The organism is Nonomuraea sp. JJY05, assembly GCF_043496855.1.
In the GTDB taxonomy this organism is placed as follows: domain Bacteria; phylum Actinomycetota; class Actinomycetes; order Streptosporangiales; family Streptosporangiaceae; genus Nonomuraea.
The window spans coordinates 19,916-43,505 of record NZ_JBIEIS010000007.1 but is presented as its reverse complement, the minus strand read 5'-3'; the positions used below and the strand labels follow the sequence as shown (position 1 = coordinate 43,505).

Annotated in this window: 25 protein-coding genes and 1 pseudogene; 16 read left to right on the top strand and 10 right to left on the bottom strand. The window is 68.7% G+C overall.

Features of this window, described 5'->3' with window-relative positions; translation table 11 throughout:
• Position 1: 1 nt before the first annotated feature.
• Together ACFKCF_RS11690 and fdhD are read right to left on the bottom strand one after the other, a co-directional pair.
• A complete protein-coding gene (locus ACFKCF_RS11690) occupies positions 2–1,081 on the bottom strand; it encodes an epoxide hydrolase family protein (protein ID WP_394493016.1) in 1,080 nt (359 codons plus the stop codon).
• Between the two features lie 61 nt (positions 1,082–1,142).
• Positions 1,143–1,985, bottom strand: coding sequence for a formate dehydrogenase accessory sulfurtransferase FdhD (fdhD, locus tag ACFKCF_RS11685; protein WP_394493015.1), 843 nt, complete (start codon positions 1,983–1,985; stop codon positions 1,143–1,145).
• 86 nt (positions 1,986–2,071) lie between these two features.
• Between fdhD and ACFKCF_RS11680 the strand changes: the two genes are divergently transcribed.
• Entirely contained in the window at positions 2,072–3,286 is a 1,215-nt protein-coding gene (locus ACFKCF_RS11680; protein WP_394493014.1) for an RNA-guided endonuclease InsQ/TnpB family protein, read from the top strand.
• A 44-nt stretch (positions 3,287–3,330) separates the two neighbouring features.
• Here ACFKCF_RS11680 and ACFKCF_RS11675 read toward each other — a convergent pair whose 3' ends face one another.
• Positions 3,331–5,535 (bottom strand): FdhF/YdeP family oxidoreductase, encoded by a 2,205-nt coding sequence (locus tag ACFKCF_RS11675; protein WP_394493013.1) that lies wholly within the window; start codon positions 5,533–5,535, stop codon positions 3,331–3,333.
• 148 nt (positions 5,536–5,683) lie between these two features.
• Here ACFKCF_RS11675 and ACFKCF_RS11670 point away from each other — a divergent pair.
• From ACFKCF_RS11670 to bfr, 8 genes and pseudogenes are all read left to right on the top strand, one after another.
• Positions 5,684–6,876, top strand: a pseudogene (locus ACFKCF_RS11670) (RNA-guided endonuclease InsQ/TnpB family protein); the annotation flags it as partial.
• 74 nt (positions 6,877–6,950) lie between these two features.
• Entirely contained in the window at positions 6,951–7,772 is an 822-nt protein-coding gene (locus ACFKCF_RS11665) for a biotin--[acetyl-CoA-carboxylase] ligase (protein ID WP_394493012.1), read from the top strand.
• A 53-nt stretch (positions 7,773–7,825) separates the two neighbouring features.
• Positions 7,826–8,338: a PH domain-containing protein gene (locus tag ACFKCF_RS11660; protein ID WP_394493011.1), complete on the top strand. Its 513-nt coding sequence runs from the start codon at positions 7,826–7,828 to the stop codon at positions 8,336–8,338.
• A 3-nt stretch (positions 8,339–8,341) separates the two neighbouring features.
• A complete protein-coding gene (locus ACFKCF_RS11655) occupies positions 8,342–9,307 on the top strand; it encodes an adenylate cyclase regulatory domain-containing protein (protein ID WP_394493010.1) in 966 nt (321 codons plus the stop codon).
• Positions 9,308–9,322: 15 nt separating this feature from the next.
• The gene (locus tag ACFKCF_RS11650) at positions 9,323–10,408 is read left to right on the top strand and encodes an S-(hydroxymethyl)mycothiol dehydrogenase (protein WP_394493009.1); all 1,086 of its coding nucleotides are present in this window, start codon (positions 9,323–9,325) and stop codon (positions 10,406–10,408) included.
• Complete coding sequence (locus tag ACFKCF_RS11645; protein WP_394493008.1) at positions 10,408–11,019, top strand: MBL fold metallo-hydrolase; 612 nt, start codon at positions 10,408–10,410, stop codon at positions 11,017–11,019. Before ACFKCF_RS11650 ends, ACFKCF_RS11645 begins: the two co-directional genes overlap by 1 nt.
• A 119-nt stretch (positions 11,020–11,138) precedes the next feature.
• Positions 11,139–11,315, top strand: a complete 177-nt coding sequence (locus tag ACFKCF_RS11640) for a bacterioferritin-associated ferredoxin (RefSeq protein WP_138669932.1) — start codon at positions 11,139–11,141, stop codon at positions 11,313–11,315.
• Between the two features lie 15 nt (positions 11,316–11,330).
• Positions 11,331–11,816, top strand: a complete 486-nt coding sequence (gene bfr / locus ACFKCF_RS11635; RefSeq protein ID WP_192790157.1) for a bacterioferritin — start codon at positions 11,331–11,333, stop codon at positions 11,814–11,816.
• Between the two features lie 51 nt (positions 11,817–11,867).
• Here bfr and ACFKCF_RS11630 read toward each other — a convergent pair whose 3' ends face one another.
• The 3 genes from ACFKCF_RS11630 to ACFKCF_RS11620 all read right to left on the bottom strand — a co-directional run bounded on the left by ACFKCF_RS11630 (position 11,868) and on the right by ACFKCF_RS11620 (position 13,484).
• A complete protein-coding gene (locus ACFKCF_RS11630; RefSeq protein WP_394493007.1) occupies positions 11,868–12,344 on the bottom strand; it encodes an RICIN domain-containing protein in 477 nt (158 codons plus the stop codon).
• Positions 12,345–12,419: 75 nt separating this feature from the next.
• A complete protein-coding gene (locus ACFKCF_RS11625) occupies positions 12,420–12,821 on the bottom strand; it encodes a MerR family transcriptional regulator (RefSeq protein ID WP_394493006.1) in 402 nt (133 codons plus the stop codon).
• A 24-nt stretch (positions 12,822–12,845) separates the two neighbouring features.
• Positions 12,846–13,484, bottom strand: coding sequence for a glycoside hydrolase N-terminal domain-containing protein (locus ACFKCF_RS11620; protein ID WP_394493005.1), 639 nt, complete (start codon positions 13,482–13,484; stop codon positions 12,846–12,848).
• Between the two features lie 203 nt (positions 13,485–13,687).
• On the opposite strand from ACFKCF_RS11620, the gene ACFKCF_RS11615 reads away from it, so the two are divergent.
• On the top strand, positions 13,688–14,356 hold the full coding sequence (locus ACFKCF_RS11615) for a response regulator transcription factor (RefSeq protein ID WP_043620820.1): 669 nt from the start codon (positions 13,688–13,690) through the stop codon (positions 14,354–14,356).
• A 3-nt stretch (positions 14,357–14,359) separates the two neighbouring features.
• Positions 14,360–15,640, top strand: coding sequence for an ATP-binding protein (locus tag ACFKCF_RS11610; RefSeq protein ID WP_394493004.1), 1,281 nt, complete (start codon positions 14,360–14,362; stop codon positions 15,638–15,640).
• Here ACFKCF_RS11610 and ACFKCF_RS11605 read toward each other — a convergent pair.
• Positions 15,624–16,106 carry a GtrA family protein gene (locus ACFKCF_RS11605; protein WP_355370847.1) on the bottom strand — a complete coding sequence of 161 codons (483 nt, stop codon included), beginning with the start codon at positions 16,104–16,106 and terminating at the stop codon, positions 15,624–15,626. The genes ACFKCF_RS11610 and ACFKCF_RS11605 overlap by 17 nt on opposite strands.
• Before the next feature lie 280 nt (positions 16,107–16,386).
• On the opposite strand from ACFKCF_RS11605, the gene ACFKCF_RS11600 reads away from it, so the two are divergent.
• Positions 16,387–17,535, top strand: a complete 1,149-nt coding sequence (locus tag ACFKCF_RS11600; RefSeq protein ID WP_394493003.1) for a 5-(carboxyamino)imidazole ribonucleotide synthase — start codon at positions 16,387–16,389, stop codon at positions 17,533–17,535.
• Between the two features lie 67 nt (positions 17,536–17,602).
• Complete coding sequence (purE, locus tag ACFKCF_RS11595) at positions 17,603–18,085, top strand: 5-(carboxyamino)imidazole ribonucleotide mutase (protein ID WP_394493387.1); 483 nt, start codon at positions 17,603–17,605, stop codon at positions 18,083–18,085.
• Between the two features lie 52 nt (positions 18,086–18,137).
• On the opposite strand, the gene ACFKCF_RS11590 is transcribed toward purE, so the two are convergent.
• The 3 genes from ACFKCF_RS11590 to ACFKCF_RS11580 all read right to left on the bottom strand — a co-directional run bounded on the left by ACFKCF_RS11590 (position 18,138) and on the right by ACFKCF_RS11580 (position 20,823).
• Positions 18,138–19,451 (bottom strand): UDP-glucose dehydrogenase family protein, encoded by a 1,314-nt coding sequence (locus ACFKCF_RS11590; protein ID WP_394493002.1) that lies wholly within the window; start codon positions 19,449–19,451, stop codon positions 18,138–18,140.
• Positions 19,452–19,754: 303 nt separating this feature from the next.
• Positions 19,755–20,309 (bottom strand): YceI family protein, encoded by a 555-nt coding sequence (locus tag ACFKCF_RS11585; RefSeq protein WP_394493001.1) that lies wholly within the window; start codon positions 20,307–20,309, stop codon positions 19,755–19,757.
• Between the two features lie 64 nt (positions 20,310–20,373).
• The gene (locus ACFKCF_RS11580; protein WP_394493000.1) at positions 20,374–20,823 is read right to left on the bottom strand and encodes a lamin tail domain-containing protein; all 450 of its coding nucleotides are present in this window, start codon (positions 20,821–20,823) and stop codon (positions 20,374–20,376) included.
• A gap of 215 nt (positions 20,824–21,038) precedes the next feature.
• On the opposite strand from ACFKCF_RS11580, the gene ACFKCF_RS11575 reads away from it, so the two are divergent.
• The 3 genes from ACFKCF_RS11575 to ACFKCF_RS11565 all read left to right on the top strand — a co-directional run bounded on the left by ACFKCF_RS11575 (position 21,039) and on the right by ACFKCF_RS11565 (position 23,556).
• Complete coding sequence (locus tag ACFKCF_RS11575) at positions 21,039–21,743, top strand: C39 family peptidase (protein WP_394492999.1); 705 nt, start codon at positions 21,039–21,041, stop codon at positions 21,741–21,743.
• Positions 21,744–21,838: 95 nt separating this feature from the next.
• Positions 21,839–22,270: a VOC family protein gene (locus tag ACFKCF_RS11570; protein ID WP_394492998.1), complete on the top strand. Its 432-nt coding sequence runs from the start codon at positions 21,839–21,841 to the stop codon at positions 22,268–22,270.
• A 152-nt stretch (positions 22,271–22,422) separates the two neighbouring features.
• Positions 22,423–23,556 carry a hypothetical protein gene (locus ACFKCF_RS11565; RefSeq protein WP_394492997.1) on the top strand — a complete coding sequence of 378 codons (1,134 nt, stop codon included), beginning with the start codon at positions 22,423–22,425 and terminating at the stop codon, positions 23,554–23,556.
• Positions 23,557–23,590: the final 34 nt, after the last annotated feature.

Below are 23,590 nucleotides of genomic sequence, written 5' to 3'. Positions count from 1 at the left end.
TCTAGCGGAGGCCCTCGAAGAAGGCGATGACGTCGGACGTGAGGGCCTCCGTCGCCGTGTGCGCGGTGTAGTGGCCGTGCGCCGGAGCCGGCAGCGTCTTCCAGGAGACGATGTTGGCGTGGTCGCGCTCGGCGAAGCGGCGGATCGACTTGAAGTCGCCCTCGCCCATCGCCAGCGCGGTCGGCACGGTGGTGGGCTCCTTGGGCTGCTCCATGCGGGCGTTCTCCCAGTACTGCCGGATCGCCGAGCCGGCGGTCCCGGTGAACCAGTAGATCGCGGCGCTGGTGAGCACGAAGTCGTCGTCCAGGTCCTCGTCGAAGAGCTGGGCGAGCCAGCCCAGGAGCCCGGCGGGGGAGTCGGCCAGGGCGTGGGCGAGGGTCTGCGGCTGCTGCGAGTGCAGCACGTTGAACGCGCCCTTCTCCTTCCAGAACCAGTCGAGCACGGCCAGCCCCGCCTGCTCCTCCTCGCTCAGCCCGGCGAACTCGGCCGGGTCGCCGGAGGGGAAGGAGAACAGCTGCGTGACGTGCACGCCCACGACGTGGTCCGGGTCGATCCTGCCGACCTCGGGCGAGATCATCGAGCCGCCGTCGTTGCCGACCGCGCCGTAGCGGGTGTAGCCGAGACGGGCCATCAGCTCGGCCCACGCCCTGGCGATGCGCTGGTTGTTCCAGCCCAGCTCGTTGGCGGGGCCGGAGAAGCCGTAGCCGGGGACCGACGGGATGACCAGGTGGAAGTGGCGGGACAGGGGCTCGATGGCGTTGAGGTACTCGGCGATCGAGCCGGGCCAGCCGTGGGTGAGGATCAGCGCCAGGGCGTCGGGGTTGTCGTTGCGCACGTGGATGAAGTGGATGTTCTGCCCGTCGATCTCGGTGGTGAACTGCGGGTGGGCGTTGAGCCTGGCCTCCTGCGCGCGCCAGTCGAAGCCGTCACGCCAGTAGCCGACCAGGCGCTTGACCCGCTCGACGCTGACGCCCTGGTCGGAGCCGGGGATCTCGTGGGTGAAGCGGGTCAGGGCGAGACGGGCCTGGAGGTCGTCGAGGTCGGACTGGGGGATCTCGACGCGGAAGGGGCTGATGCTCATGACGGACTCCCGGAACATGCGGAACGGTTTGTTCTGTTCCAGAATAGCAGAACGGAATGCTTCATTCCATAGCTATCCGCTCCGGTCCCGCATAGATGTTGCAGCGCTCTCCGCGCAGGAACCCCACGAGCGTGATGCCGAACTCCCTGGCCAGCTCCACCGCGAGCGACGACGGCGCCGAGACCGCGCACACCGCCGGGATCCCGGCGGCCAGTGCCTTCTGCATGATTTCGTAGCTGGCCCGCCCGCTGACCATGAGCACGTGCTCGGCCAGCGGCAGCCGCTCGCTCAGCCCTGCCCAGCCGACCAGCTTGTCGACCGCGTTGTGGCGTCCCACGTCCTCCCGCACCGCCACCAGTGTTCCCGTGGCCGAGAACAGCCCGGCCGCGTGCAGGCCGCCGGTCTTGCCGAACCCGCCCTGGGCGGCGCGCAGCGCCTCCGGCAGCCCGTACAGGAGTTCGGGGGTGAGGGCGAGCAGGCCCCTGGGGACAGGCTTGCAGCGGTCGTGCAGGGCCTCCAGGCTGGCCGAGCCGCAGACGCCGCACGCGCTGGAGGTGAGGAAGTGGCGATCCAGCGCGGGCAGGTCGGGAATGGGGCCGCGCAGGCGCACGGTCACCGTGTTGTAGCGGGCCTCGGGCGGGAGGTCCTCATCGGTGCAGTACGCGATGGCGGCGATGTCGCCGGGACCGGCCAGCCCCTCGCCGTGCAGGAACCCGGCGGCCAGCTCGAAGTCGTGCCCGGGGGTGCGCATGGTGATGGCCACGGTCTTGCGCGTGCCGTCGGGCGCGGTGAGCCGGATCTCCAGCGGCTCCTCGGTGGCCAGGTAGTCGCGCCGCTCCCTGGAGGAGGCGCCGGACAGCTCCACGATCCTGATGCGCGTGGTGGGCCCAGGACGGGTGTTCACAAGGCGCCTACAGAGTGCATGTCCTGTCCATCCGGGCAGGGAGGAAACGCGGCATGGTCCGGCATTGCGGTCTCCCGGTTTTGTCGGTGACGGTCGGTAAGTTGATCGGCGTGTCCCGTTACCGGCTCCATCCCACGCCCGCCCAGGAAGCGGCGCTGTTGGAGCATTGCGCCCATGCCCGGTTTGTGTGGAATTTGGCCGTGGAGCAGCATGCTCATTGGCGGCCGGGCAGGAAGAGCGCGCCAGGGTTCGCCGAGCAGTGCCGCCAGCTCACCCACGCGCGGGCGGAGTGTGACTGGTTGCGCGGTGGGTCGGTCACGGTACAGCAGCAGGCGCTGAAGGACTTCGCTCAGGCCATGGCCAACTTCTTTGGTGGCACACACCGTCGCCCAACCTGGCGCAAGCGTGGACGGAGCGAGGGGTTCCGTGTTGTCGCCGTCAAGGCGGGCGATGTGCGGCGCATCTCCCGCCGGGTGGGCGAGGCGAAGGTTCCCAAGGTGGGGTGGGTCCGCTTCCGCTGGTCCCGGTGCGTGCCGGAAGGCGTGAAGTCCTATCGGATCAACCGCGACGCGGCAGGCCGCTGGCATGTCGCCTTCGCTGCCGTTCCCGAGCCGCTCCCCGCGCCTGGCACCGGCGAGGTGGTGGGGTTGGATCGGGGTGTGACCGTCTCGGCGGCGCTGTCCACGGGTGAGATGCTCATGGCGCCCGGATTGCGAAAGGCGGAAAGCGTGCGCCTTCGGCGGCTGCTGCGCAAGCTGGCTCGGGCCAGGCGCGGGTCGCACCGGCACGGCAGAGTCAAACACGCGATCGCCAAGCTGAAGGCGCGAGAGGGCGACCGCCGCGCGGACTGGGTGGAGAAGACCTCGACCAGTCTTGCCCGCCGGTTCGACATGATCCTCGTCGAGGAACTGAAGATCGGCAACATGGTCCGGTCGGCCAAAGGCACGTTGGCCGCGCCGGGTCGTGGCGTCCGCCAGAAGGCAGGGCTGAACCGGTCGATTCTGGCTGCGGGGTGGGGGCGATTGGTTGAGCGGCTGGAGCAGAAGGCTCCCGGCCGGGTAGGGAGGGTCAATCCCGCGTTCACGAGTCAGCGGTGCTCGGCGTGCGGGATCGTAGACGCGAAGGCGCGCGAGAGCCAAGCCGTCTTCCGCTGCCGATCCTGCGGATACGCTGGCAACGCAGATGTGAACGCGGCCAGGAACATCCAGTTGGCGGCAGGGCATGCCGTGTCTGCGCGGGAAGGGCCACGGGTTGCCGGGCCGGTGCACCGCGAACCTCAACCTGTCCTCCTCTCCACGTGAGACGGGTTGGAATCCCCCGCCTTTGCTTTGGGCGAGGGAGGATGTCAAAGCGGCCGCACGGTGACGAGGGCGTTGTAGTCGGGGATCCGCGCGTCCGGGGAGCGGCGGGACTCGTCCAGCAGGACGTTGCCCTCCGGCCAGTGGATCTGCAGGTTGCCCGGCATGAGGGGAGCCCGCAGGATCTTGCCGCGGTAGGCGCGCTCGCCGGAGCGCAGCTCGACCGGGGCGCCGTCGGGCAGGCCCAGGCGGTCGGCGTCGTACGCGCTCATCAGCACGGCCTCGCGCATCGCGCCGTTGAAGCCGTCGCGGCGCTCGTGGACCATGCTGTTGAACTGTTTGCCGCGCCTGGTGGCCACCATGAAGGAGCCGTCGGGGCGCTTCAGCACGGGAGGCCGGACGGCGCTGAAGCGGCCCAGCCCGTCGGGGGTCTGGAAGCGGCCGTCGGCGAACAGGTGGCGGCCGCCGTACTGGACGTTGTCGCCGAACTTCCGCAGGTCCGCGATGCCGCGGTAGAAGGGGACGGCGCGCTCGATCTCGGCCCGGATCTGCGGCGTGCCGGTAAAGGTGACTTTTGCCGAAATTTCGGGGTTTGTGCGGGCGGCCAGCTCCGTGAAGATCTTCCACTCCGGCCACGCCTCGCCGATGCGCGGCCCCTCGACCTCGGGGGAGAAGATGATCCGGCGCTCGGTGGAGGTCTCGGTAACGCCGCCGACCATCTCGTAGCGGGTCTGCGCGGGCAGCAGCAGCACGTCGCCCTCGCTCGGCACCAGCATCTGCGAGGACAGCACGATGTCGATGTGCACCCGCAGCCGCAGCCGCGACAGGGCCTCGCGGCAGTAGGCCGGGTCGGGCAGGACCTCCAGGAAGTTGCCGCCGCTGGACACCAGGGCGTCGAGGTCGCCGCGGTGGGCCGCGTCGATCATGTCGGTCGCGGTCAGTCCGGGCGTGGCCGGGACCTCGAACCCCCACATCTCCGTAAATTTTGCGGCGTTCTCTGGCGTGATCGGCAGCCCGCCGGGCAGGCCGGTCGCGTACGCGCCCATCTCGGCCCCGCCCTGCACGCCGCTGTGCCCCCGGATCGGCATCAGCCCGCACTTGTCGCGACCGACGAAGCCCCTGGCCAGCGCCAGGTTCACGATCGAGCGGACGTTGTCCTCGCCGTAAGTGTGCTGCGTGACGCCCATCGACCACACGAGCACCGCCGACCTGGCCTCGCCCAGCAGCGTGGCCAGGCGGAGCATGTCGTCGCGGGTGGCCCCGGACAGCGCCTCCAGCTCCTCCCACGACTGCCCTGCGAGCTCCCCGCACAGCTCCTCGAAGCCCGTGGTCCGCTGGCCGACGAACTCCTTGTCCACCCAGTCGTTCTCGATCAGGTGCTTGAGCACGCCGTTGAGGAAGCCGATGTCGCCGCCCACGTTCACGCCGAAGAACTCGTCGGTGATCTTCGTGCCGAACAGGGCGGACTCGGCGTTCGACGGCACCCAGTACTTGTCCATGCCGGGCTCGCGATAGGCGTTGACCATCGCGATCCGGGTGCCGGCCTTCTTGGCGTGGTAGAGGTACTTCATCGCGACCGGCTGGTTGTTGGACGGGTTGGAGCCGATGAAGACGATCAGATCGGAGCCGATCCAGTCGGCGTACGAGCAGGTCGTGGCCGCCGCGCCGACGGTCTGCTTGAGCGCGACCGTGGAGGGCGAGTGGCAGATCCTGGCGGCGTTGTCGACGCTGTTGGTGCCGAGCGCGCGCACGGCCTTCTGGGCCGCGTAGTAGTTTTCGTTGGGCACGCCGCGGCTGGTCAGGTAGGCGCCGAAGCGGGCGTCACGCAGGCCCTCCGCGGCCACGCCCAGCGCCTCGTCCCAGGAGATCCGGGTGAAGCCCGGCTCGCCCGCGCGGCGCAGCATGGGGTACGGCAGGCGCCCCAGCTCGCGAAGCTCGGCGCTCTTCTTACCGACAAGTCCAGAAATATCCCGCAAAAGAGTGGGGTCCAGGGCGGGCATGGTGTTCAGCGGCAGCAGCCGCAGCCTGATGTTGCAGAGATGGATCTCGTCCATCGTCCAGTCGCGCATGCCGTGGGTGCCCAGCGCGCACCCGTCACAGGTGCCCTGGTTGAGTATCCGCCACGCGTAACCCCGGTTGCCCTTGACCGACCTGAACGCCTTCCACAGCTCCAGGTAGTTGTTCGGCTTGCGCAGCCCGATGCCGAACGGTCGCCAAGAGGCCCAGTTACGCGGATCCAGGAGCTTGCTCATCGAAAACCTCCAAGGAGATCCTCACCCTTAGGCGGGGAGAAATCGGACCCCTGCGGGGCAGGACAGGGATAGGCGATTCGCCATCAGGTGGACCGCTGATTCGAACACACACACGATAATTAGCCGATCTCGCGTTATGATGTGAGGCATGGCGCAGGTCGTGAAGCGGGCCTACAGGTACCGCTTCTACCCGACTCCGGACCAGGCCGACGAGCTTGCCCGGACGTTCGGCTGCGTCCGCCTTGTCTACAACAAGGCGTTGCAGGAGCGCACTCGCGCCTACACCCTGGAAGGGCGTCGTGTCTCCTATGTGGAGTCGTCGGCGCGGCTGACTGAGTGGAAGCGCAGCGGCGACTACGACTTCCTGTCGCAGGTCTCTTGCGTCCCGTTGCAGTAGGCGCTGCGCCACCTTCAGGCGGCGTTCGCGAACTTCTTCGCCAGGCGGGCCAAATACCCCGCTTTCAAGAGTAAGAAGAAGTCGCGGTTGTCGGCGGAGTACACCCGCTCGGCCTTCCGCTGGCGCGATGGCTGGTTGACTCTGGCCAAGATGGACGCTCCGTTGAACATCGTGTGGTCGCGCCCACTGCCGCAAGGTGCGAAGCCGTCCACGGTGACCGTGTCCAGGGACGCGGCTGGGCGCTGGTTCGTGTCCCTGCTGGTGGAGGAGGAGATCGCCCCGCTGGTTCCTGCCGCTCGGTCGGTCGGGGTGGATGCGGGCATCACGGCTCTGGCCACGCTCTCCACCGGCGAGAAGATCGTCAACCCGAGGCATGAGCGGGCCGACCGGCGTAAGCTGGCCACGGCCCAGCGGGCGCTTGCCCGCAAGGTCAAGGGCAGCGCAAACCGGGCCAAAGCTCGGATTCGCGTCGCCCGGGTCTATGCTCGCATCGCCGATCGCAGGCGGGATCACCTGCACAAGGTCACCACACGGCTTGTTCGCGAGAACCAAGTGATCGCCGTAGAGGACCTGACCGTCCGCAACATGGTCAAGAACCGTTCGCTGGCGCGGGCCGTCTCCGACGCCTCGTGGCGGGAGCTGCGTTTCATGCTGGAGTACAAGGCCGCCTGGTATGGGCGCACGCTGGTGGTGGTGGATCGCTGGTTCCCGTCCAGCAAGCTGTGCTCGGTGTGCGGGGCACTGCAGGACACGATGCCGCTGAACATCCGGGAGTGGGTGTGTGCCTGCGGCGTGGTGCATGACCGGGACGTCAATGCCGCGAAAAACGTGCTCGCCGCCGGGCTGGCGGAGAGCTGAAACGCCTGTGGAGCTGGTGTAAGACCTCAGCGAGAGTCCTCTCGGGCGGGCGACCGGCGGTGAAGCAGGAAGGCCGACTGGTGACGGTTGGAACCCCCTCCCCCTCAGGGAGGGCAAGATGCCAACTCTCCATTTTCCTCCTGGCTGCAAAGATAGAGGGATGCCCGACTCGCGTTACTCCGACCTCGACCGGCCGCCGCTCTCCGAGGTGGCGCTCAACCGCGCGCTGGTCCGCCCCGGCTCGCTGTGGACCGGCATCACCGTCGTGGAGAGCACCGGCTCCACCAACGCCGACCTGGCCGAGGCCGCCCACGCCGGAGCCCCGGAGGGGACGGTGCTGGTGGCGGAGTCGCAGCTGGCGGGCCGCGGCCGGCTGGGCCGCACCTGGACGGCGCCGCCGCGCTCGGGCCTGACCTTCTCCATCCTCCTCAAACCGGACGTGCCGGCCACCGCACAGGGCTGGCTGACACTCCTGTACGGCGTCGCCGCCGCCTCCGCCCTGCGCCGCCTGGCCGAGGTGGACGTACGCGTCAAATGGCCCAACGACCTGCTGATCGGCGAGCGCAAGCTGGCCGGGATCCTGGCCGAGCGGGCGGAGGACGGCGTCGTCGTCGGCATGGGCCTGAACGTCTCGCTCAGGCCGGAGGAGCTGCCCGTCGAGACGGCCACGTCGCTGGGCATCGAGCAGGCGGCCTGCCTCGACCGCGACCCGCTGCTCAGGAGCGTGCTCAGGGAGGTCGAGAGCCACTACAGGGAGTGGACCGACGCGAAGGGCGACGCCGAGGCGTGCGGGCTGCGCCCGGCGTACCTGGCGGCCAGCGCCACGGTCGGGCGGCAGGTCAGGGTCGAGCTGCCGGGCCGGCAGGCGGTCACCGGAACGGCCACGGGGATCGACCGGTTCGGTCACCTGCAGGTGGAGTCGGAGGGGGAGCGCTACACGCTGAGCGCGGGCGACGTGGTGCACGTCCGCCCGGCGGACTGACCTGATCCGCCGGGAGCATAGCCGCCGCGCGGCGATGGTGGCACGATTTGGCCATGACCCTTCCCGACCATCATCTGACGCAGGGTGAGCGGCGCATCCGGTCCTTCCATCCCCATTGGAAGCGGCTCGTGCTCCCCTTCCTCGCGCTGGTCCTCGTCGTCGTGGCCGCGGGCGCGGCGATGTTCTTAATCCCCGGCGGCTGGGAATACGCGTTCTACGCCAGGATCGCCGTCGTCGTCATCGGCCTCATCCTGCTGACGATCTGGTCGCTCGTCCCCTACCTGCGGTGGGTCAACACCGGCTACGTGCTCACCACCCACCGCTTCACGATCAGCACCGGCGTGCTCAACAAGTCGACCGACGAGATCCCGATCACCAAGGTCAACACGGTCAGCTCCGACCAGACGTTCCCGGAGCGCCTGCTCGGCTGCGGCACGCTGACCGTCGAGTCGGCGGGGGACCGGGGCGAGATCGTGCTGCGTGACATCCCCAAGATCCAGGACGTCCGCACCGACCTGTTCAGGCTTGTCGAGGACGCCTCCGACGGCGAGCTCGACGGCCGCTGACGCGTGAGCCGCCCGCCCGCCCGGCCGACCGCCGAAGAGATCGAACGCCTGCTCGTCGGCTCGCCGGCCCGCTTCACCAATGAGCAGGTCACGGCCAGGGCCGGGGTGTCGCAGGAGCTGGCCGAGCGCATCTGGCGCGCGCTCGGGTTCGCCCAGCGGGCCGACGACGCCGTGGCGTTCACCGAGGCCGACGTGGCGGCGCTGCGCAGGGTGCGCCGGATGCTCGACGGCGGCCTGCTCGACGAGCAGACCGTCATCCGCATGGCCCGCGCGCTCGGCCAGACCACGGCCCGGCTGGCGCAGTGGCAGGCCGAGATCATGATCGGCGCGATGCTGCCGCCGGAGCCCTCGGAGGACGACCTGGCCAAGGTGCTGGGAGCGGCGCAGGTGCTGATGCCCGACTTCGAGCAGGTGCTGGTCCACGTCTGGCGGGCCCAGCTCGCCGCCGCCGGCACCCGGCTGCTGGCCATCGCCGACGGCAGCGACGAGCTGGTGCCGACTCGGGTGACGATGGCGGTGGGGTTCGCGGACCTGGTCTCGTTCACCAGGCGCAGCCGCGAGCTCGACGAGAAGGAGCTGGCCGAGCTGGTCGAGGGGTTCGAGGCGCGGGCCTCCGACGTGGTCGCCTCCCACGGCGCCCGGCTGGTCAAGACGCTGGGCGACGAGGTGCTGTTCACCGCCCCGAGCCCGGCCCAGGCGGCGGGGATCGCGCTCGACCTGGCCGAGTCGGGCGTCGAGCTGCGCGTCGGCCTGGCGTACGGGCCGGTCCTGCCCACCATGGGCGACGTCTTCGGCACCACCGTCAACCTGGCCGCCCGGCTCACCGCCATCGCCCGGCCGGGCACGATCCTGGTCGATTCCGCGCTGGCCGAAGGGCTCGAAGGGTTCGATCTGCACAAGATCAGACGCCGGCCCGCGAGAGGGCTCGGCGTGGTCCAGCCCTATCTCTTGCGGAGATCATCCTCCTGACACAAGATGGCTGGCATGCCGTACGAAGTGCAGGGCGTCGTCGCCCGGGCCAAGGGCCAGGAAGTTTCGCTCGAGACGGTCGTGGTGCCGGACCCAGGTCCCGGCGAGGCGGTCGTCAACGTGCAGGCCTGCGGGGTCTGCCACACTGACCTGCACTATCGCGAGGGCGGGATCAACGACGACTTCCCGTTCCTGCTCGGCCACGAGGCGGCGGGCGTCGTCGAGGCGGTGGGCCCCGGCGTCACCGAGGTCGAGCCCGGCGACTTCGTGATCCTCAACTGGCGCGCGGTGTGCGGCCAGTGCCGCGCGTGCCTGCGCGGGCGCCCGTGGTACTGCTTCGCCACCCACAACGCCACGCAGAAGATGACGCTCAAGGACGGCACGGTGCTGTCGCCCGCGCTGGGCATCGGCGCGTTCCTGGAGAAGACGCTGGTCGCCGCGGGCCAGTGCACTAAGGTCTCCGCCGAGGCGCCCGCGCAGGTGGCGGGTCTGCTGGGCTGCGGTGTCATGGCGGGCCTCGGCGCCGCGATCAACACCGGCGGCGTGACGCGCGGCGACTCGGTCGCCGTCATCGGCTGCGGCGGCGTCGGCGACGCCGCGATCCTCGGCGCCTCGCTGGCCGGGGCCGCGAAGGTCATCGCCGTCGACGTCGACGACCGCAAGCTGGGCTGGGCGCGCGACTTCGGCGCCACCCACACCGTCAACTCCCGCGAGAGCGACCCGGTCGAGGCGATCCGCGACCTGACCGGCGGCTTCGGCGCCGACGTGGTCATCGAGGCGGTGGGCCGCCCCGAGACGTACAAGCAGGCCTTCTACGCCCGCGACCTGGCCGGCACGGTCGTCCTGGTCGGCGTCCCCACCCCTGACATGACGCTGGAGCTGCCCTTCCTCGACGTCTTCGGGCGCGGTGGCGCGCTGAAGTCCTCCTGGTACGGCGACTGCCTGCCCTCCCGCGACTTCCCGATGCTCATCGACCTGTTCCTGCAGAACCGGCTGCCGCTCGACAAGTTCGTCTCCGAGACGATCGGGATCGGGCAGGTCGAGGAGGCGTTCGCGAAGATGCACCGCGGCGAGGTGCTGCGTTCGGTGGTGACGTTCTGATGATCGACAGGGTCATCACCTCGGGCACGTTCTCGCTGGACGGCGGCACCTGGGACGTCGACAACAACGTCTGGCTGATCGGCGACGCCCGCGAGGTCGTCGTCATCGACGCCGCCCACGACGCCGCGCCGATCGCCGAGCGGGTGGGCGGGCGCACGGTCAAGGCCATCGTCTGCACGCACGCGCACAACGACCACATCAACGCCGCCAAGCCCCTCGCAGACCGCACCGGGGCGCCCATCCGGCTGCACCCCGCCGACCAGGTGCTGTGGGAGCAGCAGTACGGGGACGCGGTGGCGTACGAGCCGCTGGCCGACGGCGAGAAGATCGAGGTCGGCGGCATCGCGCTGGAGGTCGTCCACACCCCCGGCCACGCGCCCGGCGCGGTGTGCCTGTACGCCCCCGACCTGGGTGCCCTGTTCAGCGGCGACACCCTCTTCAAGGGCGGCCCGGGGGCGACCGGCCGGTCCTACAGCTCGTTCGACACGATCATCGACTCGATCAGGGAGCGGCTGCTGACCCTGCCTCCGGAGACCGTCGTACATACGGGACACGGTGACTCCACCACGATCGGCGCCGAGGCGCCCCACCTGGAGGAGTGGAGGCCATGAGCACGTGGATAGGCTGATGTGGCCGACCTAACATAGGCAAGCCTTACCGAAGTGGGGTAGCTTAGGTGTGCCTAACCTTATGGCGCCCCCGACTTCGCTTGCGAGAGGCCTGTCCCCGGATGTACGTGTGCATTTGTCGTGCCGTGACGGAAAACGAGGTGCACGACTGCATCGCCTCCGGGGCCAAGAGTGCCAAGCAGATCCGCGACACCACTGGTGCCGGTGGTGACTGTGCCCGATGTGTACGGAAGATCTGTGCAATCCTGAAACGGTCTGAAGAACTGACGACCGCATAGCGAGGGGCCCGTTCCATGCAGGGCGACAAGCAGATCATCGAGCTGCTCAACGAGCAGCTGACCGCCGAGCTAACCGCGATCAACCAGTACTTCCTGCACGCCAAGATGCAGGAGAACTGGGGCTACACGAAACTCGCCGAGCACACCCGTGCGGAGTCGATCGACGAGATGCGCCACGCGGAGCGTCTGACCGATCGCATCCTCTTCCTGGAGGGCCTGCCCAACTATCAACGCCTGGGCACTCTGCACATCGGGCAGACCGTGGAGGAGCAGCTCAGGGCGGACCTCGAGGTCGAGCTCTCAGTCGTGCAGCGCCTGCGCCCGGCGATCGCGCTCATGCGCGAGAAGGGCGACATCACCTCGGCCCGGATCTTCGAGGAGATCCTGGAGGACGAGGAGGAGCACATCGACTATCTGGAGACGGAGCTCAGCCTCATCCGCAGCCTGGGCGAGCAGCTCTACCTGGCCCGCTACGCCGAACCGCCGTCGTCCGACGACTGAGCGGCACTGAGGCACCGAAGGCGCCCCGTCCCCGGACGGGGCGCCTTGGCGTCACCGCCAGAGCCACGCCTGCTCCCCCGTGCCCCTGCACGTCCACTGGATGATCCACTTACCCTTCTTGCGCTCGCCCTTGCCGACCGCCAGGCACAGGCCGGTGGCCCGGTTGCGCAGGCGCTGCATGTCGTCGTAGATCCACTCCTGCTCGATCCCGCCGTCGGTGCACGGCCACTGGATCGCGTACTTGCCCTTGACCGTGGAGCCGTGCGCGATCGCCAGGCACATGCCGGTCTTGGCGTTGACCAGCTTGCGCCCCTTGTAGATCCACTGCTGGTCCTTGTTGTCGGAGCAGGTCCACTGGATGACTTTCTTGCCGGCCTTCACCTCGCTCTTGCCCACGGCCAGGCAGAGGTCGGTGGCGCCGTTCATCAGCCGCCCGCTGGCCCCTGCCGAGGCGGGGGCGGCTGCCAGGGACAGTGCCAGGGCGGCGGTGGCGGCGACGGCGAACGTTCTGGTGGGGGTGGCGACCACGTCAATGACCCTTTCCGTTGAGGTATTGATCACTGAGACGCGCCTGATACCCGTTTTGTTGAGATCGGGGAGGCTTCAGCCCTGGGGCGAGCAGGTGGATGCAGTGGTTTCGGAGATGATGTCCTCGTACACGCCGACCTTGTAGGAGATGAGGTCCAGGCAGCGGTTGAGATCGCTCATCTGGCGCAGCACCCGCTCCCGGTGCTCCAGCATGATGGTGAGGCGCTCCGCCTCGTTCCCGGTCCCGTTCCTGACGAGGTCGGTGTACTCCCGGATCGCGGGCAACGGCATCCCCGAGGCACGCAGGATGATGCACGTGGTCAGCCAGTGCGCGTCCGCTTCGCTGTAGATCCGCCGTCCGCCCGGCCCCCGGCGCACGGGATTGAGCAGGAGGCCCTCACGCTCGTAGAAGCGCAGCGTGTGCACGCTCAGCCCGGTGAGTTCGGCGAGCCGGCCGATGCTGATCTCCGATGACATGCCGCCCAGGATACGATCCGAGCTCTAGCGGCCGAGGATGGTGTAGGCCGTCCCCGCCTCGGCGTCCCAGCTCAGCGTGTCCCCGGAGCGGCGCGGGCGCACGTCGCCGGAGATCCGGCAGCGTCCGGCGAGGGCCGTCCGTACCGTGATCGGGCCCGAGCGCCCCACGTGCAGCGTGATCCGCTCGGCGACGACGTTCCCGGGGTGACTGGCGAAGTACTCGCGCGAGTGCCGCACCCCCTCCGCCGTGTACGTCACCCTGGCCACGGCCTCGCCAAGGCTCAGCTCCCGGCGGTAGCCGGCGGGGGAGCCGGGCCGCCCGGCCAGGTCCAGCCAGAGGTCGCCGAAGGGCTGGTACGCGCCGAAGCCCGACTTCGGCTGCCCCAGCGCGGCCGCCACATCCTCCGGCGCCATCCGCCCGTCGCGATCCAGCGCCTCCTGGACCTCGGCGATCGCGTCCGGCCGGGGAGCGGCCCAGTCGCCGAAGTCGTATCCCTCCCGCGACCCCGGGCCGCCCGTCCACAGGCTCTTCTCGTTGAACTGCAGCCGCTCGGTGTCCGTCCCGCCGAACACCATCGCCCCGAGCGCGCCGTTCCCGATGGGTAACGCCTGCGTCTCCCAGTCGGTGGCCGGCCGGTCGTACCAGAGGGTCAGATCAGTCACGGGGGACAACGTTAACAACAATGTTTTTTCCGGGCGGCGGAGGATCGGGGACTCCATTGCTTTTGTTCCCCGGTAATCGCGGTAATTTAATCCCGACTAACCGATATTTAGCCGCGTTTGCCCAGGTCAATGGATAGGTCAACTGCGAGTCAAACCGCGCGCTGTGCCCGGGAAACGATCGCTTAAGGTCCTACGATCGCTTCATGACCTGCGTACTTCTCGCCGAGGATGACACCTCGATCTCCGAGCCGCTCGCGCGTGCATTGCGCCGTGAGGGCTATCAGGTCGAGGTGAGCCCCGACGGCCCGCAAGCCCTGGAAAGGGCGCTGTCGGGCGGCATCGATCTCATCGTTCTTGACCTTGGACTGCCCGAAATGGATGGTCTGGAGGTGGCTCGTCGCATCCGGGCCGAAGGCCACGGCACTCCGGTCCTGATTCTCACCGCTCGCGTCGACGAGGTGGACACCGTCGTCGGCCTCGACGCCGGGGCGGACGACTACGTGACGAAGCCGTTCAGGCTCGCCGAACTGCTCGCCCGGGTACGGGCGCTGCTCCGGCGCGGCACCTCCGAGACTCCGGTCGTCCAGGGCGTCCGTATAGACGCCGACTCCCGCCGCGCGTGGATGGGGGAAAAGGAGCTGCATCTGACAACGAAGGAATTCGACCTGCTGCGTGTGCTCGTTCGCGACGCCGGGAAGGTGGTCACGCGGGAGCAGATCATGCGTGAGGTCTGGGACACGAACTGGTGGGGTTCGACCAAGACCCTCGACATGCACATCTCCTGGCTACGCCGCAAACTCGGCGACGACGCCGCGAAGCCGCGTTACATCACGACCGTCCGGGGAGTCGGCTTCCGGTTCGAACGCGAGTAGGAGATGCGCCGCCGACTGCTCTCCTCAACCCTGGTCGTCGCGGTCATCGCGGTTCTGCTGCTGGGGGTCCCCCTGGGTGTCGTCGTCAGCCGGCTGATCGTCGACGAGGCGGCTCAGGAGCTCGGGGCGGAGGCCAAGCGCCTCGTGGGAGAGGTCGAGTACGCTCGCGTCCAGGAGACGCCGCTCGACCCCCAGCAACTGGAGCAGAAGTATCCCGGCAGGTACATCCAGATCTGGGAACGCGGAACTCCTTTGCGGGTGACCGTGGTCGGCAGTGCACCGCCGTCCGGTCACCTGATGACCGAGGACGCGCAGACCAACACCGGCGTCTATGTCCGTATAAGTCGCGATCGCGACCAGGTGGAACAGGACGTACGGGCTCGACTTATGCTCATCGTGGCCCTGGCGGTCGCCGCCCTGGCCGTGGCCGTGAGTCTGGCCGTCGTACAGTCCCGGCGGCTGACGCTGCCTCTGCAGGACCTGGCGAAGATCGCCGAGCGGCTGGGCTCCGGAGACGCCCGGCCGAGCAAACACCGTTACGGCATCCCCGAGCTCGACCGGGTGGCCCAAGTGCTCGACCGCAGCGCCACCCGCATCTCCGACCTGCTCACCCGCGAGCGGGAGTTCGCCACCGACGCCTCCCACCAGCTCCGCACTCCCTTGACCGGTCTCACCATGCGCCTGGAGGAGATCGTGTCCGCCGCGGACGAGCCGGAGGTCGTCCGGGAGGAAGGGGAGGCGGCGATCGTGCAGGCGGAGCGGCTCACCGCCGTGATCGACGAGCTGCTGGCGGCGGCGCGGCGCCAGCGCCACGCCCAGGCCGAGCCGGTCTCCATCGACGACGTGATCATCCAGCAGATCAGGGAGTGGGAGCCGGTGTTCCGGGAGGCGGAGCGTACCCTTCGGCTCGAAGGCGCCCGCAGCCTGAAGGCGATGGCCACCACCGGCGGCTTCGGCCAGGTGATCGCGTCGCTGCTGGAGAACTCCCTGCGCCACGGCGGCGGCGACGTCACCGTCACCTCGACCAGCGGCGACAACTACGTGGTGATCGAGGTCGCGGACGAGGGTCCGGGCATCGCCGACGAGATCGCCCCCAAGATCTTCGAGCGGAACGTCAGCGGCGGCGGAGGCACCGGTCTCGGGCTGACGCTCGCCCGCGCGCTGGCCGCGGCCGACGGCGGCAGGCTGGAACTGGTACGGCGCCGCCCGGCGACGTTCGCCATCTTCCTGCGCCCCGCCGAGGACGACGGCGCCAGGACGCGGGTGGTCAGCGGTCCTGCTTGACCCCGGTCTCGGGCAGCTCCATCGGGATCGGCTCGGTGGCCTCCAGGAACACCCACTTCTTGTACGACCAGTAGCGGAACAGCGTGCCGAGCCCGACGCCCACGATGTTGGCGATGTTGATGCTGAGCGCGTCGTGCCGGTCGAGCGTGTAGGTGGTGAAGCCGATCGTCAGCATGCCGAACAGCAGCGCGATGCCGTTGAGCAGGAAGAACAGGAAGTATTCGCGTCCCAGGCCGCTCTGGTCGCGGTCCCGGAACGTCCAGAAGCGGTTGCCGATGTAGGCGAAGGTCGTGGAGATCGTCGTCGCCACCACCTTGGACGTCAGCGGCCCGAATCCCAGCACCACGTTGCAGAGGTTGAGGAGGCCGAAGTCGATCAGGAAGGCGACGGCCCCGATGCTGCCGAACTTGGCAAGTTCGTGCACAAGTGAGGAGAACCGCTCGTAGAGGCGCTTTACGAAGTCCACGTCTCTGCTCGGTCCCTTCCCTCGGCGAGCCTGACTCAACTCAGCGTACCGGCCGCCATGTAGGGCCGACGTCAGGCTGGTGAACTTACCACTTAGAAATATCGCCCTATGCCCGGCATTTACGACAGTTGGGCATTACGCTGCGTTGCACATCGCCCGTGAACCGGCATAGCGGGCGGAGCGGAGCGCTGGGCGGTCGTGCCTGCGAAGGCAACCCGGAACGGCCGCCCAGCCCGGGGGAGTCCGGGAAAGTCGTTCCGTCCCGGTAAGCTCACCTGGCGTGAGTTCCTACAGCCCCATCGGGCCGGTCGTCGGCATCGTCGGCGCAGGCCAGCTGGCCAGGATGTCGCAGCCGCCGGCCATCGCGCTCGGCGTCGAGCTGCGGGTGCTGGCCAACACGCCGGAGGAGAGCGCCGCCCGCGTGATCGTCGACACGCGCCTCGGAGATTACCGCGATCTGGATGATCTGCGCGAGTTCGCCAAGGGCTGCGACGCGATCACCTTCGACCACGAGCACGTGCCCACCGAGCACATCCGGGCCCTGACCGAGGCCGGCCACGCCGTGCATCCCGGGGCCGACGCCCTCGTGCACGCCCAGGACAAGGCCGTCATGCGCGAGCGGCTGACCGCGATCGGCGTGCCGTGCCCGGCGTGGGCGCGCGTGTCGTCGCCCGAAGAGGCCACGCGTTTCGCGGAGCAGCACGGCTGGCCGATGGTCCTGAAGTCGGTGCGCGGCGGCTACGACGGCCGCGGCGTGTGGGTGTGCCGGTCGGCAGAGGAGGTCGCGGAGGCGTTCGCGACCGGGGTCGAGCTGCTCGCGGAGGCGTTCGTGCCGTTCGAGCGGGAGCTGGCGGTGCTGGTCGCCCGCTCGCCGCACGGGCAGGGCGTCAGCTACCCGGTCGTGGAGACCGTGCAGCAGGACGGCATCTGCGTCGAGGTCATCGCGCCCGCGCCGGGGCTGGACCCCGAGTACTCCGCGCAGGCGCAGCGCATCGGCCTGAAGATCGCCCACGAGCTCGGCGTGACCGGGCTGCTCGCGGTCGAGCTCTTCGACACGCCGAACGGGCTCGTGGTCAACGAGCTGGCCATGCGCCCGCACAACAGCGGCCACTGGACCATCGAGGGCTCGACGACGTCGCAGTTCGAGCAGCATCTGAGGGCGGTGCTGGACCTGCCGCTCGGCTCGCCCAAGATGACCGCCCAGGTCGTCGTCATGGCCAACCTGCTCGGCGGCGAAGAGCCCGACCTGTTCAAGCGCTACGAGCACGTGCTGGCCCACGATCCGGGCATCAAGCTGCACTTCTACGGCAAAGAGGTGCGCCCTGGCCGCAAGATCGGCCACGTGACGGCCCTCGGCTCCAACCTCGACGAGGTGCGCGCCCGCGCCCGCCACGCCGCCGTCTACCTCACCACCGGGGAGTACACGTGAGAGAGCGAAGCACCGTCCCTGCACTCCCGATGCCGGCGAAGGCGGCATCGTGACCGTAGGAATCGTGATGGGGAGCGACTCCGACTGGCCGGTCATGAAGGCCGCCGCGGAGGCGGTCGCCGAGTTCGGCGTGCCCTTCGAGGCCGACGTGGTCTCGGCGCACCGCATGCCGGCCGAGATGATCGACTACGGCCGCCAGGCCGCCTCCCGGGGCCTCCAGGTGATCATCGCCGGGGCCGGGGGCGCCGCGCACCTGCCCGGCATGCTGGCCTCCGTCACGCCGCTGCCGGTGATCGGGGTGCCGGTGCCGCTGAAGTACCTCGACGGGATGGACTCGCTGCTGTCGATCGTCCAGATGCCCGCCGGGGTGCCGGTGGCGACGGTGGCGGTCGGCGGGGCCCGCAACGCAGGCCTGCTGGCCGTACGCATCCTCGCCGTGTCCGACCCCGGGTTGCGGGAGCGGATGGAGGAGTTCCAGGAGCGGCTGAAGGAGCAGGCGTACGCCAAGGGCGAGAAGCTGCGCGCGGAGGCCGCGAACCTCGGGTCGTGATGGGGGTGCGCCTACGGCGGCCGGGGGCTGTCGTAGGCGGGGGAACGATTCGTCAGGGGCGGCCGAGGGCGCGGTAGTGCCATCCGGCGGACCGCCACGTCTCGGCATTGAGGGCATTACGCCCGTCCACGATGCGCCGGGTCGCCACCACGGCTCCCAGCTCCTCGGGGTCGAGCTCCACGAACTCCTGCCACTCGGTGAGCAGCAGCACCACGTGCGCTCCTCGCACCGCGTCCACGGCTGATTCGCCATAGTTCAGCTCGGGGTGAGCCTTACGGGCGTTGCCGAGCGCGATGGGGTCGTACACGGTGACCTGTCCGCCCTGGTGGCCGATGGTCACGGCGACGTCCAGCGCGGGGGAGTCGCGGATGTCGTCCGAGTTGGGCTTGAACGCGGCGCCCAGCACGCCCACGGTGCATCCGTGGAACGAGCCTCCGGCCAGCTCCCTGGCCAGATCGACCATGCGGGCGCGCCGCCGCATGTTGATGGCGTCCACCTCGCGCAGGAACGTCAGCGCCTGGTCCGCTCCCAGCTCCCCGGCCCGGGCCATGAAGGCCCTGATGTCCTTGGGCAGGCAGCCGCCGCCGAACCCGAGGCCCGCGTTCAGGAACCGCCCGCCGATCCTGTCGTCGTACGACAGCGCCTCGGACAGCTGCTTGACGTCGGCGTGCGCGGCCTCGCAGACCTCGGCCATCGCGTTGATGAACGAGATCTTGGTGGCCAGGAACGCGTTCGCGGCCGTCTTGACCAGCTCGGACGTGGCGAAATCGGTCACCACGAACGGAACCTCGCCCAGCGGCTCGTAGACCTCGCGCAGCACCTTCTCCGCCCGCTCGGTGCGAACGCCGAGCACGATGCGATCCGGGTGCAAGGTGTCCTCGACCGCGAACCCCTCCCGCAGGAACTCGGGGTTCCAGGCCAGCTCGGCCTGCCCTCCGGCGGGCGCGAGGCGGGTGAGCTTGTCCGCGAGCCGCTCGGCGGTGCCGACGGGCACGGTGGACTTGCCCACGACCAGGCACTGGCGGTCGAGGAAGGGGGCGAGGGACTCGATCGCGTTGTCCATGTACGTGACGTCCGCGGCATATTCGCCGCGTTTCTGGGGAGTGCCCACACAGACGAAGTGCACGTCGCCGAAGGCGGCGACCTCCTCGTACGAGGTGGTGAAGCGAAGGCGGCCGGATTCGAGCCCACGGCGGAGCACGGGTTCGAGCCCGGGCTCGTGGATCGGGAGCTCCCCTTGATTGAGTCTGCGGATCTTGTCGGCGTCGATATCAAGGCCCAGGACGTCGAATCCGAGATCAGCCATGCACGCCGCATGGGTGATGCCCAGGTATCCGGTCCCGATCACCGTGAGGCGATATGGCACGAGTGAGCTCCTTTCGATCGCGCAGGCATGCTACCGGGCCTCGCTACCTCGTACGTGCCACCTGCACCTCTTCGCAAACCGTACCGCCTAGTAACAAGAAGGTCGGACCTCCTGATATCTGACACATGAGCTTCTCCCTCCACGCTCCCGCCGAAGAGCGCGATCTGCTCAGGGAGACGATCCCGGCCCCAAAGGCGCGGTCCTCGCATGGGAGCGCTTCGCGCCAAGGGGCCCGAGCTGTGACATTGGGAGGGCGCGGCCCTATTACCCAAGGGGTCCGGCCAAGGCCGGGCAGGCGGGAGCTCAGCCCTTGGGCGCCAGGCCGAGGTCGAACCGTATCTCGACCTCGTCGTTCAGCTTGAGCGCGCCGAACAGCGCCGAATAAGGCCGGATCCCCCACCGGGACTGCACGATGGTCGCCGAGCCCCGTACGCGGTCATTGGCGAACAGGCCCTGGACCGTCACCACCCGGGTGACCCCGACGAGGGTGAGGTCGCCCTCGATGTGGAACGACTCCGCGGTGCCGTCGACCCGGGTCGCCCGGTAGGTGATGGCCGGATATCGGCCGGCGTGCAGGATCTTCTCCCGGATGTTTCGCTCGATCTCCTCGCGGTCGGAGTTCGTGAGCGGCTTGACGCCGCCCGTCCCCGTCCGGACCTCGAGCGACCCCGCGTCGACCTCGACGGTCAGCGTGGAGTCGGCCGGGGTGGCGGGGTCGATGGTGGCGTCGCCGCTCCAGCGGGTGACCTCGATGGTGAGATCGTGGCCCGCCTTCGCGCCCAGGCCGGTGCGGGTCGTATGGATGAGGAGCCGGCCGGAATCGGGTCCGAACGTGTAGCTACCAGCGGTAATGCTCACCTTGCCAGGCTAGCTCGCACCATGTGCCCGCCCTCTGGCCAGTGCCCGCCGACGCGGTCAGGACCTACTGGCAGGCGGTGGAGATGCCGCCGCGTCCCCAGGTGCAGCCGTCGATCTTCTTGAGGTCGCTGCTCCGGTAGAGGCCGGCCGTGTCCCCGTCGTTGTTCCAGACGTACCATTTGCGATCCCAGTACAGGGTGGTCGAGGTGTTGCTCCCCTGGCCCGAGCGTACGGTCACTGATTTGCCGGGCTTGAGGGTGAACCTGGGAAATCGATATTTATAGCCGGTCTCGTCCCGCAGGATCCAGTTCTCGAGCTGGATGCCTTGCCTGCTCATGTTGCGCAGCACCGCGTATTCGCCGTTGAGCGAGACGTTGCCGCCCCGGTCGGACCCCGGCGAGTCGTAATACACCTTGACGATCTGGACGGCCGGGGTCGCGGCCTGAGCGGGCGTACCGGCTGACGGCAGGACCACGGCCGCGACGCCGATTGCCGCGAGAAGACGCTTGAGCACTGCGGGCTCCGTATGGCTGGAGATGGAACGTGACATCAGTGGGACGGTTGCTGCGATCGCCGGGTTGGCGGTCACCGGCGTCCGCATCCGGCCATCTCGCGAATGTCCCCGTCTATCCCAATGTCACCATGAGCCACCATTTGCACACTCTTGGCAGATCAACTACGGTCCCTGACTACTGTCAGATCTCTGTGTGACATGTGTGGAGTGATCAAGTGAAGAACCGTAGAGCGGGCACCGGCGTCGCCCTTGCCGCAGCCGTGACCGTGGGCGTCCTGGGCTTCACCGCCGCGTCGCCGGCCTACGCGTCCCCCGGCACCCCGGCTCCCACCCCGTCCCCCTCGTCCGCCGCCGCCCCGACCTCGCCCGCCAACGCGACGCCCAAGGGCCTCTTCACGCCCCTGAAGTACCAGCTCAACCTCAAGGGCCAGCGCCAGGAGACCAACTACTTCTGCGTCCCCGCCTCGTCGTCGATGAGCCTGTCGACCTTCGGCGTCAACGTCAGCCAGTCGACCCTCGCCAAGAAGATGAAGACCACGGCCTCCGCCGGCACCAAGGGCGTGAACGCGCTGCCGGTGGTCAACGCCTACCTCAAGCCGCGCGGCTACAAGGTCATGAGCCCCACCGACGCGGACGGCAACGCGGTCGTGCTGATGAACCGGGTCTCCGGGAACATCGGGGATCTGCGCCGGGCGCCGGTGCTGGCGGTGTGGATGGAGCAGCTGCCCTGGAACAAGGGCAAGATCAAGGGCACCAACGTCGGCCACGCCATCATCGCCTACGGTTACGACAAGACGGTGGGCACCGTCACCGTGTACGACCCGTGGAAGCCGACCGGCGGCACCCACACCATCAAGGCCTCCGTCCTGGCCAAGATCCTGCAGCCGGGCGGCAACATGTACTACATCTCCAAGCTCTGAGGCGACGCGGGCGGCGGGCCGTGCGCCCGGTCGAATCGAGCCGGTGACCCGCCCGCGGCGCAGGGGTCCGTCGAGATCGAGGGGGTATGTACGGAATGAGCGGAGAACCGGCGACCGGGACGCTGCATCACGTCGAGATCTGGGTGCCCGACCTGCCGCGGGCCGTCGCGAGCTGGCAGTGGCTGCTGGAGGCGCTCGGCTACACCCTCCACCAGGACTGGGAGCACGGCCGCAGCTGGCGGCTGGGGGCCACGTACCTGGTGCTCGAGCGGTCGCCCGCGCTCAGCGCCGACCGGCACGACCGCTGCCGCCCCGGGCTGAACCATCTGGCCTTCCACGTGGGGAGCCGCGCCGAGGTGGATGCGTTGGCCGAGCAGGCGCCCGCGAACGGCTGGACGTTGATGTTCCCCGATCGCCACCCGTACGCGGGCGGGGAGCATCACTACGCCGCATACCTGGAGGACAGGGACGGCTTCGAGATCGAACTGGTCGCGCTCGACACCCCCGGGCAACCCCCGACCCCCTGAGGGGACGCGGTCAGGCTTCGAGGCGCATTGCCCCTGAATGGGTAGTTCGGGCTGACTTCACTGCCAGTTCATGCATATGTCAGACAACGACATTCGGTCGGTATACCGTCAGGTTTCGGTCTGATCCCTAACCGAAGACGGGTACCGCAAACATGCGCAAAGTCCTGACGCTCGCTGTGGCCGCCACCGCATCGCTCGGCCTGCTCGCCGCCCCCGCCACCGCCGACGACCGCCACCGCGAGTTGCCGAACGAGATCTACGGCGGCGCCTGGACCGAGGGGCACGTCCAGGGGATCGCCATAGACGAGCGCAAGGGGTACATGTACTTCTCCTTCACCAACGTCCTCGTCAAGACCGACCTCAAGGGCAACCCCGTGGGCTCGGTGACGGGCTTCACCGGGCACCTCGGCGATCTGGACTTCAACGCCAAGGACGGCCGGGTGTACGGCTCCCTGGAGTACAAGGAGCAGGAGTCGTTCTACATCGCGATCTTCGACGTCGACCGCATCACCAGCATGGGCATGGACGCCCAGACCAGTGACGTCGTCAAGACGGTCTACCTCAAGGAGGTCGTCGCCGACTACGCCGCCGACATGAACGGCGACGGCAAGTTCGACGGCAACGTGGGCAACACCCCCGACCACCGGTACGGCTGCAGCGGCATCGACGGCGTGTCCTTCGGCCCCGAGTTCGGCAAGAAGCACGGCAAGCAGCTGCTGACCGTGGCGTACGGGATCTACTCCAACACCACGCGCAACGACAATGACTACCAGGTTCTCCTCCAGTACGACATCGAGCGGTGGAAGAAGTACGAGAAGCCGCTCACCGAGAGCGACCCGCACAGGAGCGGCCCGGAGCAGGTAGACGGCAAGTACTTCGCGTACACCGGCAACACCACCTACGGCGTGCAGAACCTGGAGTACGACGACTTCACGGGCAACTGGATGATGGCCGTCTACAAGGGCAAGAAGCCGCAGTTCCCCAACTACTCGTTCTTCATGGTGAACGGCCGCGAGCGGCCCACGGAGGTCGACATCGTCGGGCAGCCGCAGCCCGAGCGGGGCCGGCTGCTCGCGCTGGCGCCGGGCGGGCTCCAGCATGAGGCCTCCGGGGTCAGGGGCTGGGAGTTCGGCGGCGAGTACGGCCTGATCTCGCTCGGCGGCGGCCGCTACTACGTCTCCAAGTCCGGGACCGTCACCGAGGGCGGGGTCACCAAGCACACCAGTCACGCCCAGCTCTTCCTCTGGACGGGCCAGACGCCGACCCCGTTCGAGAAGGTCGGCTGAGCGGAGCTGCCAGCGGTTGGTCAGTAAAGGCTGT

Excerpts from the sequence above, each read along its gene's own strand:
- ACFKCF_RS11690 (WP_394493016.1), bottom strand. The coding sequence starts at position 1,081 with ATGAGCATCAGCCCCTTCCGCGTCGAGATCCCCCAGTCCGACCTCGAC.
- ACFKCF_RS11675 (WP_394493013.1), bottom strand. The coding sequence starts at position 5,535 with ATGAGCAAGCTCCTGGATCCGCGTAACTGGGCCTCTTGGCGACCGTTC.
- ACFKCF_RS11665 (WP_394493012.1), top strand. The coding sequence starts at position 6,951 with ATGCCCGACTCGCGTTACTCCGACCTCGACCGGCCGCCGCTCTCCGAG.
- ACFKCF_RS11660 (WP_394493011.1), top strand. The coding sequence starts at position 7,826 with ATGACCCTTCCCGACCATCATCTGACGCAGGGTGAGCGGCGCATCCGG.
- ACFKCF_RS11650 (WP_394493009.1), top strand. The coding sequence starts at position 9,323 with ATGCCGTACGAAGTGCAGGGCGTCGTCGCCCGGGCCAAGGGCCAGGAA.
- ACFKCF_RS11645 (WP_394493008.1), top strand. The coding sequence starts at position 10,408 with ATGATCGACAGGGTCATCACCTCGGGCACGTTCTCGCTGGACGGCGGC.
- ACFKCF_RS11640 (WP_138669932.1), top strand. The coding sequence starts at position 11,139 with ATGTACGTGTGCATTTGTCGTGCCGTGACGGAAAACGAGGTGCACGAC.
- bfr (WP_192790157.1), top strand. The coding sequence starts at position 11,331 with ATGCAGGGCGACAAGCAGATCATCGAGCTGCTCAACGAGCAGCTGACC.
- ACFKCF_RS11625 (WP_394493006.1), bottom strand. The coding sequence starts at position 12,821 with ATGTCATCGGAGATCAGCATCGGCCGGCTCGCCGAACTCACCGGGCTG.
- ACFKCF_RS11615 (WP_043620820.1), top strand. The coding sequence starts at position 13,688 with ATGACCTGCGTACTTCTCGCCGAGGATGACACCTCGATCTCCGAGCCG.
- ACFKCF_RS11610 (WP_394493004.1), top strand. The coding sequence starts at position 14,360 with ATGCGCCGCCGACTGCTCTCCTCAACCCTGGTCGTCGCGGTCATCGCG.
- purE (WP_394493387.1), top strand. The coding sequence starts at position 17,603 with ATGGGGAGCGACTCCGACTGGCCGGTCATGAAGGCCGCCGCGGAGGCG.
- ACFKCF_RS11570 (WP_394492998.1), top strand. The coding sequence starts at position 21,839 with ATGAGCGGAGAACCGGCGACCGGGACGCTGCATCACGTCGAGATCTGG.
- ACFKCF_RS11565 (WP_394492997.1), top strand. The coding sequence starts at position 22,423 with ATGCGCAAAGTCCTGACGCTCGCTGTGGCCGCCACCGCATCGCTCGGC.